Genomic DNA, 13,506 nt, shown 5'->3' on the forward strand with positions numbered 1-13,506 from the left:
TGGCAATGAGCAAATGTGATTCTGTACCGGGCAGAGGACTAAAAGTCGAGGGGAGAAATCGTGGCAATGAGCAAATTTCGGATCGGTCTCATCGGGCTCGGAGGAATGGCCCAAGCCCATATCCGTTGGATGAAGGAGAACGGCGACAATTTGGAGCTCGTCGCGGTCAGCGACGTGAACCCGGATGCTTTGGCAAAAGTCGGGGCGGAGTGCGGGATCGCGGAAGATAAACGGTATGCCGATTTCGTCAGTCTGATCGCGGACCCGGACGTGGATGCCATCGTTTCGGCCACGCCAAACCATACGCATGCGGACATCGTTCGCGCCTGTCTGGAAGCGGGAAAACCTTTCATGGCCGAGAAGCCGTTTACCCGCGTTTTCGAGGAGGCGGTTCCGCTTCTGCAGCTGTACGAGCAGAAGCCGGTGCCGGCCATGATCGGTTTTAGCTACCGCTATACCCCGGCATTCCGTTACGCCAGGGAGCTGATTCGGGAAGGCAAGATCGGCGCCGTCCGAAGCTTTTCGATTCAATATCTGCAGGGCTGGGGAGGGGCGCCATACAAAGTTCCCTATGTCTGGCGGTTCGACCGGAGGATTACGGGGACGGGTACGCTGGGCGACTTGGGTTCGCATATGATCGATATGGCCCGGTTTCTGTTCGGGGAATTCCAAGAGCTGTCGGCGCAGCTGCATACGATCATTCCCGAGCGACCGCATCCATCGACGGGCGAGATGGTTCGCATCGAGGTGGATGATTTCGCGAGTTTCCAAGCCAGAATGACGGGGGATGTCATGGGCGTCTTCCAGACGACGCGCAACGCCATCGGTTCCGGCAATCAGCATGAGGTATCCATTTACGGAGATTTCGGGACGATCCACGCATCCACGCTGGATCCGGACCGGATCGTCTGGATCCGCGAAGAGGAGAAGGGCCAGCTGGCAAAGACGGAGCTCGATGTGCCTAAGCACTGCAAGGTTTCTCAATATGAGGACTTCATCGCGATGCTGAAAGGACAGGAGCCGGACGGACTTCCGGGTTTGATGGACGGTTACCGCAACCAGGAAGTGCTGGACGCCATCGTCCGGGCGGATGAGCAGCGAACGGTAATCCGATTGTAAGTGTAGGAATCCGTATGAATCCGTCTGAATTGTACTCAACCGCAACGGAACTCAGCGACCTTATTTCTTGTTTTCGAGCCCGTTTGGGAGACTAGCGGAACCATACGCCGTTATTCCGCAATTTCGAGGCCAATTCTTCGTGATACTCGGACGATAACGTCGCTGAGTTCCGTTAGAATCTAAAAATGACGTTTGTCCGACGAATAACGCTTCTCAGTTCCGTAAGCAAGGGGCTGTCCCATAAACTTTTGGGACGGCCTCTTTATGTTTACGGCTTTAGAAAATAAAAAATTCTCGCTTGACATAAACTAACGTAATTAGTTAATATGCTATTATAGATAGCAAACATTTTGGAGGTTGTTCTCATGAAATTGTCCTTGATCGCCATGTTCACTTTAGCGTGCATGTTTCTTCTCGAGCTGGCTTCTTTGGCCGCCTTCGCCCGTTGGGGCCACCGGTTTGGCCTGTGGGCCGCGATCGGCATTCCCGTTCTCGTGCTGGTCGTCTGGTCGCTGTTCCTGGCCCCGAAGGCCTCTATACCGGTCTTTTTCCCTCCGGTTCGTGAAGTGCTGAAACTCGTCGTTTTCGCCGCGGCGTCGGCCGCCTTGTACGCAAGCGGGCTTTCCGGCTGGGCGGTTGCCATGCTCGCCGTTTCCGTGATCGTCGTGGCCCTGATCTTCTCGTTAGGACTGGTTTCGGAGATGCCGGACGATATCGCAAAGTAAGCAAAACGGGGCGCTCCGTCAGGAGCACCCCGCTTGCTTGTTCGTTATGATGCGTGCCGTATCCAATGCGAGGGAGTGGTGAGGGATGGCGGCAGTTTCGTGCGGGCATCGCCTTTCGCCGCATTCAACTGGGCTTGGGTAAGAAAGAGAGTGTCGGTGAGATCGGCACCGCTGAGGTCGGCGTCCCGGAAATCGGCTCCGATCAGGTCGGCCCCTCTGAGGTCTGCGTCTCTCAAGTCGGCCGCGATCAGATACGCGCCTCTCAGGTTGGCGCTTCTTAGATCGGCGCCGCGCAGCTTCGCGCCGATGAGATCGGCTCCCCGGCCGATCGCTTTTTTATGTTTGGGCGGACGCTGAGCTTTGTGGCGGGATGCGGCCCGTGCGAGTTCGCTGGCGCGTAGAAGCAGACCGTTCACTTCGGCCCGATGAGACGCGACGTCCAACCGAAGCAGCGCTTCGGCATCCAAATCGGCGAGACGTTCCGTTTCGTCGAACGCTTTACGGAGCTCTTCCCGAATCGGGAGAGCGGCGTCCATGGTCATGGCCTCGGAGAGATACCACAGCAGCTCGTGAAGCTGCCGCATGACCGGAAGAACCTCGAACATCGTTTTCGCGGAACTTGGGTTTTGACGCCAGTCCTGTCCATGGAAAGTGGATTGTGAAACCTTCTGGCCGGCGCCGAAACAATCGAATACGGTACAGCCCCGGAAGCCCAGAGGCCGGAGCCGGTCATGCACGCCGCAGCGGAAGTCCTCCCTGAGGTTCGGACAGGGGTGGCCGGCGTTTTTGTCGATGGCGAAATCGGCCGAAGCCGAGAAAGGCAGCGCGACGCAGCACAAGCCGAAACAGCTCTCGCAGTCGGCTTGCAGGCGGGAGCGGTCGCCGCCGGGAACAAGCGGGTTAGATTCGGAACGTTCGGACATGAAGAAGCCTCCCTTTGCTTCTTTCCATGGTAGTATTGTATATTTTGATCGTCAATGGTACGGGAAGGGAGCAAGTTGAAGTGATCGATAGACGGGAAAGCCAGCTCGAGGCTGCGGAACGATTCGCGAAGGCGGAGCTGGGGAACGATCTGTCCGGCCATGATTGGTGGCACATTCACCGCGTCGACCGGATGGCGGCTCGGCTTGCGGCCGAGGAGGGAGCGGACGCGTTCGTTTGCCGCATGGCGGCGCTGCTTCATGACGTGGCGGACGAAAAACTGAACGAATCGAAGGAAGCCGGGCTCGCGAAAGTCCGCGATTGGCTTCGCAGCGAGCAGGTCGCTGAGGAAGATTCGGCTCACGTCCTGGAGATCATCTCCACGATGTCTTACAATGGCGGCCAAAATCCGCCGATGCGTACGATCGAGGGGAAAGTCGTCCAGGATGCGGACCGTCTCGACGCGATCGGGGCGATCGCGATCGCCAGGGCCTTCGTCTATGCCGGGTGGAAGGGCCATCCGATGCACGACCCGCACTTGCCGCCCCGCGAGTCGATGACCGCCGAGCAGTACCGGTTGGGAAAAACGACCGCCATCAACCATTTCCACGAGAAGCTGCTGAAGCTGAAGGACCTCATCAACACGCCGGCAGCGAAACGAATCGCGGAGGAGCGGCATCGCTATATGGAAGAATACGTGAACCGCTTTTACGAGGAATGGGAAGGTTAAAGGCTGGGGGATGCTTACGGAACTGAGAAGCGTTATTCGTCGGACAAACGTCAATTTGAGAATCTAACGGAACTGAGCGACGTTATCGTCCTGATATCACGAAGAAACGGCCTCGAAATGGCTGAATAGCGCCGCTGAGTTCCGTTAGCATCCCGAACGGGGGTTATTTGCAGGAATAAGGTCGCTGAGTTCCGTTGCGAATGCATCGGAGTAGGTTCTCGGCCAGACAACAAAGAAGATCGCCATTATCTCGCCTAGCAGGCAGGATATTGGCGATCTTCTTTACCGTTTACTTGCTGTACATCGTCACGGCTGCGGAAGTGACGTTGACGGCCGAGCCGGTAATGGCCTTGATGACGGCGGTCGAGACGTAGGCGCTTTCCCCGAAGGAGCGGATCGCTTGAACCGCCGCCACCTTCTTGCCGTCGATCGTCACGGCTTGCTTGCGCAAGTCGACGGTCACCTTTTTGCCTTCGTGCTCAAAATGGATGAGCCGTTTGTCCGGGTCCCAATCGATCTGCGAGCCGAACGACTCGAAAACGTAGCGCAGCGGGACATACGTCACGCCGCTCGCCACGCGAGGAGAGGGGACGTCGATCAGCTCGATCGTGCCGTTCAGCTTCCCGGTCGCAGACTTCCGGGACAGCGTCAGCGTCTGCCGGCGGTCCGGCAGCAGCAGCTGTTTCGCAGCGTTGGCGGCGGCCTCCGGCCTTTCGATATAAACGTCGGGCGTCAGGCCCGTTTTCTGGATCGAAGTGCCGTCGGGCAGCTCCCAGTTGTCGATCGACACCTTCAGCTCGCTTCCGTTCGGCAAATCATACGGCGCCTGCATCGTGCCTTTGCCGTAGGATGTGACGCCGACGAGTTTGGCCCGGCCGTTCCGCTGCAGGGCACCCGCCAGCATCTCGGAAGCGCTGGCCGTATTCTCGTCGATCAGCACGGTGACGGGGAGATCCGTGCCCTCGGAATCCGCCTCGATCGCCGCTTCCTCCCCTTGGTCGTGAACGATGAGGATTTTGCCCGACTTCAGGAATTGATCCGCGACTTGAAGCGCGGCCAGTACGGAACCGCCGCCGTTGCCCCGCAAGTCGAGCACGAGGCCTTTCGGCTTTTTGGCCGTCGCGGCTTTCAGCGCTTGATCGAATTCGGAAGCCGTATTGTCGCCGAACGTAAAAATGCGAATGTACGCGATGCCGTCCCCGAGATCGTCCGAGCTGACTTCAGGCAGCTGCAGGCTCGCGCGAATCACCGTGAAATCGATCCGCTTGCCGTTCCTGACGACTTGGAGTGTGACGGCCGTGCCTTCCTTGCCGCGAATTTTCGCGGGCGCGGCTTCGAGCGTGTCGGCCGTGACGGCAACGCCGTCGATTCCGACGATCCGGTCACCGGCCAGGATGCCGGCTTTGGAGGCAGGCGCGTCCGCCACTAGACCGGCCACGACCAGCGCCGGGCTTTCCTCGTCCGCTTCAATCGTGATACCGATGCCGGCGTACGATTGGTTGATCGCGTTCATGAAGTCCTGGTACTCTTCGGCGGACATGTAATTGCTGAAGGGGTCGTCCAGCGAGTCCAGCATTCCCTTGATGGCCGCTTGCAGCAGCGCGTTCTCGTCCGGATGCGTATAGTGGTTATCCAGGATGAGATGGAAGGCTTCGAGCAGGGTGTCGTCGGATTTCTGCTGGGCCGCGAATGTCTGGAGCGGTGCAAGCTGAAGGGCGAGGGCGGCCAGCGCGCCGATGAGCAGGCGCCGCACTCGCGGCGCTGTCGTTCTTTTCATGGATGAAGGAAGCCTCCTTATGTAAAAGCACTTCTTAAAAACTGTGATATAGAGCACAAAAGAATTGCCGGTCGGAACACAGAAAAATCCGGCTGGGAATTATATCATATATTTGTGGGTCGAATGCCATTTGCGAGAGTCCGAGACGACTTGATCGGGACCGGCAATCGCCTTCAAGGTCTCCAAGTCGAGTATGGAAAATTGCTTGTTCCGGATCCGGATCACGCCCTCCTGCTGAAGCTCCTGAAGCGCCCTGGCCGCCGTCTCGCGGCCGACGCCGATCATGTTCGCGAAGTGCTGCTGGGTCACCTTCCATTGAATTTCAAGGCCCTGATCCGTTTCCTTGCCGAAGTTGGAGCCCAAATCGAGCAGAAGGTTCGCGACGCGCACCCTCGTATCGAGGAAAGCCAGGTACTGCAGCTTGCGGTCCGCCTGGTTCAGGCGTTCGCTCACGACGTAGAAAGCTTTGCGAAGAATTTCGGGATACTTCTTCGTCAACGCTTCCAGGTCGGATTTCTTGATCATCCAGAGGACGGACTTCTCGATCGCGGCGACGGACGCCATGCGGTACTTGTCGTAATGGAAAACCTCCAATTCCCCGATCGATTCCCCGGCAAACTGATGGCCAAGCACGATCTCCCGATCCGCATCTTGGCGGTAGATTTTGAGAGCTCCGGTTTTGATGATGTACATCTCGCGGCACTCGTCGCCATGGAAGAAAACAACCGAGCCTTTGGGATAATGCCGCTCGGCGAAAAGGGACAGCACGGCTTCCCGATCCTCATCACGGATGATGCCTTGGAAGAACGGCGTATCGAGAGCGGTTGGATGCATGGGAAAGGCTCCTTTGCGGGTGCGTGCGCACGCTCCATAAATTGTAACATCGGCAGGGCCGCGGGGAAAGGAAGCGATGGACCATAGACACGACGGAAACGGTTAGGGTGGAGCAATCGCCGGCCGAAGAGGAAGGGTGGAGGCGGCTGATGCTCTATTTCGACGTTCTTCAAGCGTTAAAAGAGAAGCTCTCGGAGCCGGAATACCGGGATTACCGGCTTTCTTCGAGCGGCAGGACGCTTTACGTCACGCAAGAGTCGGACAAGTCGATCGCCTATCGGATTACCTTCAAATATGCAGAACGTAAAGAAACGCACTTTGTTGCAGTTCACGATGCAGGAGAGGAGCGCGCGGTGAAACTGGCTCTCGAGTTGGCCCGAATGCTGGGCTGCGATCTCCCGCTCGAAGCCGTGCAACTCGGAAATGCCTGCCAGGGCGAATCTTCCGGAGGGACGAAATACCGGATTGCGCCGAATCCCGCGCAGCCGGCCCAACTGGATATTTACCTCGGAACCCGATAACGAAAACAGCCCTCGCGGACGCAAAATGGTCTGCAGAGGGCTGTTTTGCTCATCATTCGATATTAAACGATCGTGCTGCCGTCGTAGGAAACGATGGTACGGTACAGTTCCGGCCGGCGGTCGCGGAAAATGCCCCATTCGATCCGCTGGATCTCCAGCTGGTCCAAGTCGAACTCGGCCGTCAGCACCGTCTCATCCGTCCGTCCGGCTTCCTCGACCATGTTGCCTTGCGGCCCGGCGATGAACGAGGAGCCGTAGAACGTGATGGTCGAGTCGTCGTCGCTTTCTGCGCCAATGCGGTTCGAAGCGATGACCGGCATCAGGTTCGAAGCGGCGTGGCCGCGCATGCACATCTGCCAGTGGTCCTTCGAGTCGATCGAGCCGTCCTGCGGCTCCGAGCCGATCGCCGTCGGATAGAACAGCAGCTCGGCGCCCATCAGCGCCATGCAGCGGGCGGCTTCGGGATACCACTGGTCCCAGCAGACGCCGACGCCGATTTTGGCGTAACGGGTTTTCCACACCTGGAAGCCGGTGTCGCCCGGATTGAAGTAGAACTTCTCTTCGTACCCGGGGCCGTCCGGGATGTGGCTTTTGCGGTAATGGCCGAGGATTTCGCCGTCCGCGTCGATGACCGCGAGCGAGTTGTAACGGGCGTAGTTCTTCTTCTCGTAGAAGCTGATCGGAAGCACGACCTGGAGCTCCTTGGCGACCTTCTTGAAATGGTTGACCGCCTTGTTCTCCTCCAGCTCCGTCGCGTAGACGTAGTAGTCGGACTTCTCCTTCTGGCAGAAGTAAGGCGTTTCGAACAGCTCTTGCAGCAAAATGATCTGAGCGCCTTCCGCCGCGGCTTGGCGCACGAGTTTGTCCGCTTTGGCGATGTTCTCGTAGATATCGCAGGAGCAGCTCATTTGGGTAGCCGCCACTTTCACCTTTCTCATGGACAATCCCTATCCTTTCCGCGGCATTTGCTGCGTCGTGCAATGGACGTTGCCGCCTTCCTTGATGATCGCCATCCCGTCGACCGTGCGGATGCGCCGTTCGGGGAACGTTTCCTGCAGAATGCGCGCCGCTTCGCGGTCGGTTTCTTCCGCCGCGCCGCCGAATACGGGGAGCACGATGCCGCCGTTTACGAAATAGAAGTTGAGGTAGCTGAGCGTCAGCCGGCTTTCCTCGAACATCGATTTGGGAGGCTGGGGAATCTTCACGATCTCGAACTTGCGTCCTTGGGCGTCCGTCGATTCGCTCAGGATGCGCAGGTTTTCTTGCGTAATTTCATAATTCTCGTCGCTCGGGTCGTCGCATACCTGGATGACGATTTTGCCCGGCGCGGCGAAGCACGCGACGTTGTCGACATGGCCGTCCGTTTCGTCGCCGTCGAGTCCGCGTTTGAGCCAAATGATCTTGCTGACGTTCGTGAACCGTTTGACGTAATCTTCGATCTGCTCCCGGCTTAGGTTCGGGTTGCGGTTCGGGTTGAGCAGGCACTCTTCCGTCGTGAGCAGCGTGCCTTCCCCGTCCACGTGGATCGAGCCGCCTTCCATGACGAGGGGGGCGTCGAACCGGCGTGCGCCTACGCGCTCCAGCACTTGGGGAGCGACTTCGTCGTCGAGGTCCCATGGCGCGTACTTGCCGCCCCAGGCGTTGAACTTCCAGTTCACGCCGGCCAGCTCGCCGTTCTTGCCGACGAGGAACGTCGGGCCGTTATCCCGGAGCCAAGCGTCGCTGTGGGGGATTTCGGCGAAATCGATGTTCGGCTCGTCGAAGTAACCCGCCGCCAAGTCCTTGTCCGCGGGATTGACCAGCACGGTCACGGGCTCGAATTCGGCGATCGCCTTCACGACCTGCGCGTATCCGCCGCATACCGGCTCGTGGTCGTCCGGGTAAACCATCGATTCGCGCACCGGCCAGGACATGAAGGTGCGTTCGTGCGGTGCCCACTCGGCAGGCATTTTAAATTTAAGGTCTCTTGGATCCAAGTCGAATCAGCTCGCTTTATCGGTAAATTTCTTATCGTCACTAATGAAGGCCATTCCTCAACCATCATAAACGATAAGGGGACCGATCTCAAAGCCTTCCGCGGGACAACTTCTTCCTTATTGTGCGGAATGCCGGATTTGAGTATGATGAAAGCAAATAGACGGTTGCGTGTGACTGGCGGAACATGGACCAACCATGGGGGAGCACGCGGCGGAACGAGCCGTACGCCTGGGCAGAGGTAAGGGGGATCGCCCCCTTGCCTCTTTGCGTTTTCAATCCGTAATGAAGGAGTGGCTGAAAATGGCGAAAACGGAAGGACCGCTGATTTTGGACGGAGCACGGGTGGCTCGGGACATCAAGGAACGATTGGCTGAGAGGGTGAACCTGCTGGCCGAACGGGGGATCACCCCTTGTTTGGCGACCATTCTCGTCGGAGACGACCCCGCATCGGCGACGTACGTCCGCATGAAAGGGAATGCCTGCGAGCGCTTGGGGATGGAGTCGCGGCGCATCCAGCTGGACCGAAGCACGACGACCGAGCAGCTGATCGCCGCGATTCGCGAGTTAAATGAAGATTCAAGCGTTCACGGCATCCTGCTGCAGCATCCCGTGCCGCATCAGATCGACGAGAGAGCCGCTTTCGACGCCATCCGCATCGACAAAGACGTGGACGGCGTCACGACGCTCGGTTTTGCACAGAACGCGTTCGGGTTTGCGGCCTACCCGTCCTGCACGCCGGCGGCGATCATGGCGATCCTCGACGATTATGGAATCCCGATCGAAGGTAAACACGCCGTTGTCGTCGGACGCAGTCCGATTCTGGGCAAGCCGGTATCCCTCATGCTGCTGAACCGCAACGCCACGGTCACCGTCTGCCATTCCAAAACGCAGGGACTGGCGGATATCGTCGGTTCGGGCGACATCGTGGTAGCCGCCGTCGGCAAGCCGAAGTTCATCAGGGGCGATTGGATCCGCGAGGGAGCGGTCGTGCTCGACGCGGGATACAACCCGGGCAACGTGGGAGATGTCGATTACGAGGAGTGCCTCCTCAAGGCCGCGGCGATCACGCCGGTTCCGGCGGGCGTTGGTCCGGTCACGATCGCGACGCTTCTGAAGCATACCGTGGACGCGGCCGAAAGAATCGGTTCCGCCTAGCAAGTGTTGCCAACCCGCCTCCCCCGAAAGCCTTGCGCGCAAGGCTTTTTTCCTTTTTACGCCTGGCGCCGGCGGGGGAGGGCTTGTCTTGTATTCTACTAGGGCATGAAGTAAAATTTACTCAGCCGTTCGCTAATGGCTTGGCCGGCCTCCGATGCCGTCACCACGCGGCCGCACCCGGGTTTTCCGTCCGGGCCGCAGGGCGAAAATCCACCTCTGGGATGTGTAATCACGTTGAACAATAAAGCGGTCATTTTGGGAAGCAACTATTACATAGGCCTCAGCACGATCCGGTGCTTGGGCGAACATGGCATCCATACCGTCGCTGTCGACTATTCGACGAAAAACACGTACGCAGCCGATTCCAAATACGTCTCGGAGAAGCTCGTCGTTCCCCACTATAAGGAGGATCCCGCGGGCTTCATCCGTTATCTGAAAGACTACGCCAGCATGCAAAGCGCCCCTCCGGTCCTCATTCCCTGCCACGATAACTACGTCGAAGTCATCGACGAATATCTGGAAGAGCTGCGGGAAAGCTACCTGATACCTCAGACGGAGAAAGGCATTTATACCCGGCTCATGAACAAGGAGATGCTGGAGCGCGCGGCTATCGAGAAGGGCGTCGCCGTGCCGGAGACGGTCCGGGTGGACGAGGAAGATTACCTGGCGAAAGTGGCGCAGACGATCAAATATCCTTGTCTCGTGAAGCCTTCCGATTCTCCCGCGTTCGTGGCCAAGTTTAGAAGGAAGCTATTTAAGGTTTATTATGAGCAGGAGTTGGTCGAAGCGGTCGAGAAATCCCGCCAGGCCGGCCTCGAGGTCATCGTGCAGCGGATCATCCCGGGCTTCGACGACCACATGTATACATTCGATGCTTATCTGAACCAGGAATCCAAAGTCACCCACTGGGTGACCTGCCAGAAGTTCCGTCAGTATCCGATTAATTTCGGCGCTTCGGTGTACACCGGGCAGAAATACGTGCCGGAACTCTACGAGATCGGCGCCAAATTCCTGGAAGACATGAAATACAAGGGCTTCGCCGAAATCGAGTTCAAGAAGGACGCCGAAACCGGCAAGTTCTACTTGATCGAGGTCAACGTGCGGATCACGAACCTGAACGTCCTGCTGAACAAGGCGGGCGTCAACATTCCCTATATCACTTACCGCGAGCTGACGGGCTCCCCCGTGGAACCATATGCGGTGAAGAAGGACACGAACCTCGTATTCTGGTACGCCTACGAGGACCTGCTGGCGATCAAGGGCTACCTGAAGACCAAGCAGCTGACGTTCGGACAAGTGTTCAAGTCCTTCTTCAAGCCCAAAGCATACGCCATTTGGGATTGGCGGGATCCGAAGCCCGCATTCTCGTTTCTGTCCATCACCCTCGGCAAAATGTTCGGCAAAAACTCGCGAGGGTAGGAGGTTTCGTTTATGACCCAGCTGAAAGAACTTCTCAAGGCCGTCCGAGTCATCGACAGTATCCACGACCGCGACCTGCAGGTGACGGGCGTCTCTTACCACTCGGGCAAAGTCGCCGAAGGGCATGTTTTCGTCTGCGTGCGCGGCTATAAGACAGACGGACACAAGTACCTCGCCAGTGCCGTTCAGAACGGAGCGGTCGCGGCCGTCGTCGAGGAATTCCAGGAAGGTCTCGACATCCCGCAATACCGCGTGGAGAGCGGTCGGATCGCTTTGGCTCGCTTAGGAGCGGCCTTCTATGGTCACCCGGCGGACAAAATGTTCATGATCGGCATCACCGCCACCAACGGCAAAACGACCACTTCCTATATGACGAACGCGATGCTGGAGAACCACGGGCTGAAGACCGGACTCATCGGCACCGTGGTCATCAAGATCGACGATGCTTCGATTCCGGCAGAGCTGACGACGCCGGAATCCCTGGATTTGCAGCGCTATCTGGGCGAGATGGCGGACCGCGGCGTATCGCACGTGACGATGGAGGTTTCTTCCGCCGCGCTGGAGGCGCGCCGGGTCGAAACCGTCGACTACGACATCGTCACGTTCAACAACCTGAGCCGCGAACACATCGATTCCCACGGCTCCTTCGAGCAATATTTCAACGCCAAGGCGAGCTTGATCCGCAATGCGGGCGAGAAAAGCATGGCCGTCCTCAACTTGGACGACTCCTACTCGGCTTCGCTCGTGAACGACACGCGCGCGCAAGTCGTCACCTTCGGCGTGAAAAGCAAGGAAGGCGACATCCACTGCAAGGACTTGGACCTGTCGACGGGACGGGGCAAGTTCAAGGTCGAAATCCTGAAACCGATCCGGTGGAGGGACATCGAGCTGAATCCCGGCGAGTTCGAAGTGGAGCTGTCCGTTCCGGGACTTCATTCGGTCTACAACTCGATGGTCGCGATCGTGAACGCGCTGCTGTGCGGGGTTCCGGTATCGGTCATCCAGCATACGCTGAAGACGTTCCCCGGGGTGGAGAGAAGGTTCCAGTTCATCTACGAGGGCGACTTCACGATCATCGACGACCATTTCGCGAATCCCGGCAACATCAACGTCACGCTCGAAACGCTTCGCTACATGGATTTCGAAAATTTGAAGCTCGTTTACGCGATCCGCGGCGAACGGGGACCGACGGTTAACCGAGAGAACGCGGAAGCGATCGTCGAGTGGATGAAGCGTCTCGAGCTGGACGAGATCATCGCGACGAAGAGCGTCTCGCACGTCACGGCCAAGGACAAGGTGACCGACGAAGAGGCCCGCGTATTCATGGAAGTGATGGACAAGGCCGGCATCCGCGTCAGGCTGTACGAGCAATTGCCGGACGCAATCGCGGACGGGCTGAACCATGCCGGACGGGGGGACCTGGTCCTGCTGGCGGGCTGCCAGGGGATGGATCCCGGCGGGGAGATCGCGCTGAACATGCTGAAAGACCGCGAATCGCTGGATGTCTGACGGGAACGGCAAGAAATTTCATGCAAAGTGGGTTTGGCAGTGGAAAACAAACGGTTAGGCATCATCGGAGGAATGGGTCCCAAAGCGACTTCCGTTTTCATGGATAGAATCATCGATCATACCGTCGCGGAACGGGACCAGGATCACATCGACATGCTGGTGTTGAACCACGCGACGTTGCCGGACCGGACGGAGGTCATTCTGGAGAACGACGGCCGGAAGTTCCTGACCGCCATCGAGCCGGATTTCCGCTTCATGGAGCATGCGGGAGTGTCCCATATCGCGATTCCCTGCAACACCTCGCATTATTTTTACGATGACATGCAGGGCATGACGACGATCCCGATCATCAACATGGTCGAGGAGACGCTGAAGGTCATTGCCGAGCGTTACGGCAAGGGTAGCCAGGCCGGGCTGCTCGCGACGAACGGCACGGTGCGCAGCGGGGTTTACCGGAAGGCGGCCGAACGGCTCGGCATTCGCCTGTACGAGCCGGACGCGTCCGTCCAGCAGCAGGTCATGGACATTATCTATGATTTTAAAAAAGGCAAGAAAGACAGCTCGGCGGAGCTGGAGAGCGTCGTCCGGCAGCTGCTCGACCGGGAAGGCTGCGATTGCGCCATCCTGGCGTGTACGGAATTGTCGTGCATTCCGGTGAGCGAGGAGACGGCGGCTTACTGCGCGGACGCCATGGACGTGCTCGTCCGGAAGTCGATCGAGCTGTCGGGCAAACGTTTCGGGTAAACGGTTGGAAAAACGTGGTTTGTAGAGCGGAAATCGTGGTGTGAAGAGGCGGGGACGCGTGCGGCGTTCCCGCTC

The 13,506-nt window shown here is 58.2% G+C and carries 13 protein-coding genes and 1 riboswitch; of the genes, 8 read left to right on the forward strand and 5 right to left on the reverse strand.

Annotated elements, in window-relative coordinates; translation table 11 throughout:
- Nucleotides 1-66 precede the first annotated feature (66 nt).
- The gene (locus EAV92_RS21155) at nucleotides 67-1,119 is read left to right on the forward strand and encodes a Gfo/Idh/MocA family protein (RefSeq protein ID WP_123042917.1); all 1,053 of its coding nucleotides are present in this window, start codon (nucleotides 67-69) and stop codon (nucleotides 1,117-1,119) included.
- A gap of 365 nt (nucleotides 1,120-1,484) precedes the next feature.
- Nucleotides 1,485-1,844 (forward strand): YrdB family protein, encoded by a 360-nt coding sequence (locus EAV92_RS21160; RefSeq protein ID WP_206424248.1) that lies wholly within the window; start codon nucleotides 1,485-1,487, stop codon nucleotides 1,842-1,844.
- A gap of 44 nt (nucleotides 1,845-1,888) precedes the next feature.
- Here the strand turns inward: EAV92_RS21160 and EAV92_RS21165 are convergent, their stop codons facing one another.
- Nucleotides 1,889-2,767, reverse strand: coding sequence for a pentapeptide repeat-containing protein (locus EAV92_RS21165; RefSeq protein ID WP_123042918.1), 879 nt, complete (start codon nucleotides 2,765-2,767; stop codon nucleotides 1,889-1,891).
- 83 nt (nucleotides 2,768-2,850) lie between these two features.
- Here EAV92_RS21165 and EAV92_RS21170 point away from each other — a divergent pair, with 83 nt between their 5' ends.
- A complete protein-coding gene (locus tag EAV92_RS21170; protein ID WP_241158583.1) occupies nucleotides 2,851-3,495 on the forward strand; it encodes an HD domain-containing protein in 645 nt (214 codons plus the stop codon).
- A gap of 289 nt (nucleotides 3,496-3,784) precedes the next feature.
- Here EAV92_RS21170 and EAV92_RS21175 read toward each other — a convergent pair whose 3' ends face one another.
- Both EAV92_RS21175 and EAV92_RS21180 read right to left on the reverse strand, forming a co-directional pair.
- On the reverse strand, nucleotides 3,785-5,272 hold the full coding sequence (locus tag EAV92_RS21175) for a S41 family peptidase (protein WP_123042919.1): 1,488 nt from the start codon (nucleotides 5,270-5,272) through the stop codon (nucleotides 3,785-3,787).
- A 99-nt stretch (nucleotides 5,273-5,371) separates the two neighbouring features.
- Complete coding sequence (locus EAV92_RS21180) at nucleotides 5,372-6,106, reverse strand: Crp/Fnr family transcriptional regulator (RefSeq protein WP_123042920.1); 735 nt, start codon at nucleotides 6,104-6,106, stop codon at nucleotides 5,372-5,374.
- Nucleotides 6,107-6,213: 107 nt separating this feature from the next.
- Between EAV92_RS21180 and EAV92_RS21185 the strand changes: the two genes are divergently transcribed.
- Complete coding sequence (locus tag EAV92_RS21185; RefSeq protein WP_123042921.1) at nucleotides 6,214-6,627, forward strand: hypothetical protein; 414 nt, start codon at nucleotides 6,214-6,216, stop codon at nucleotides 6,625-6,627.
- 62 nt (nucleotides 6,628-6,689) lie between these two features.
- On the opposite strand, the gene aguB is transcribed toward EAV92_RS21185, so the two are convergent.
- Both aguB and EAV92_RS21195 read right to left on the reverse strand, forming a co-directional pair.
- Nucleotides 6,690-7,565 carry an N-carbamoylputrescine amidase gene (gene aguB / locus EAV92_RS21190; RefSeq protein ID WP_123042922.1) on the reverse strand — a complete coding sequence of 292 codons (876 nt, stop codon included), beginning with the start codon at nucleotides 7,563-7,565 and terminating at the stop codon, nucleotides 6,690-6,692.
- Nucleotides 7,566-7,574: 9 nt separating this feature from the next.
- Nucleotides 7,575-8,540 (reverse strand): agmatine deiminase family protein, encoded by a 966-nt coding sequence (locus tag EAV92_RS21195; protein ID WP_420888790.1) that lies wholly within the window; start codon nucleotides 8,538-8,540, stop codon nucleotides 7,575-7,577.
- A gap of 224 nt (nucleotides 8,541-8,764) precedes the next feature.
- Nucleotides 8,765-8,845, forward strand: a riboswitch (ZMP/ZTP riboswitch).
- Nucleotides 8,846-8,904: 59 nt separating this feature from the next.
- Between EAV92_RS21195 and EAV92_RS21200 the strand changes: the two genes are divergently transcribed.
- The 4 genes from EAV92_RS21200 (at nucleotide 8,905) to cuyB (ending at nucleotide 13,431) form a co-directional block, all read left to right on the forward strand.
- A complete protein-coding gene (locus EAV92_RS21200; RefSeq protein WP_123042924.1) occupies nucleotides 8,905-9,759 on the forward strand; it encodes a bifunctional 5,10-methylenetetrahydrofolate dehydrogenase/5,10-methenyltetrahydrofolate cyclohydrolase in 855 nt (284 codons plus the stop codon).
- Between the two features lie 234 nt (nucleotides 9,760-9,993).
- The gene (locus EAV92_RS21205) at nucleotides 9,994-11,178 is read left to right on the forward strand and encodes a carboxylate--amine ligase (RefSeq protein ID WP_123042925.1); all 1,185 of its coding nucleotides are present in this window, start codon (nucleotides 9,994-9,996) and stop codon (nucleotides 11,176-11,178) included.
- Nucleotides 11,179-11,190: 12 nt separating this feature from the next.
- Entirely contained in the window at nucleotides 11,191-12,687 is a 1,497-nt protein-coding gene (locus EAV92_RS21210) for a Mur ligase family protein (protein WP_123042926.1), read from the forward strand.
- Nucleotides 12,688-12,726: 39 nt separating this feature from the next.
- Entirely contained in the window at nucleotides 12,727-13,431 is a 705-nt protein-coding gene (gene cuyB / locus EAV92_RS21215; protein ID WP_123042927.1) for a cysteate racemase, read from the forward strand.
- The last annotated feature ends 75 nt before the right edge of the window (nucleotides 13,432-13,506 follow it).

Origin of the sequence: Cohnella candidum, from assembly GCF_003713065.1 — a bacterium.
GTDB lineage: Bacteria > Bacillota > Bacilli > Paenibacillales > Paenibacillaceae > Cohnella > Cohnella candidum.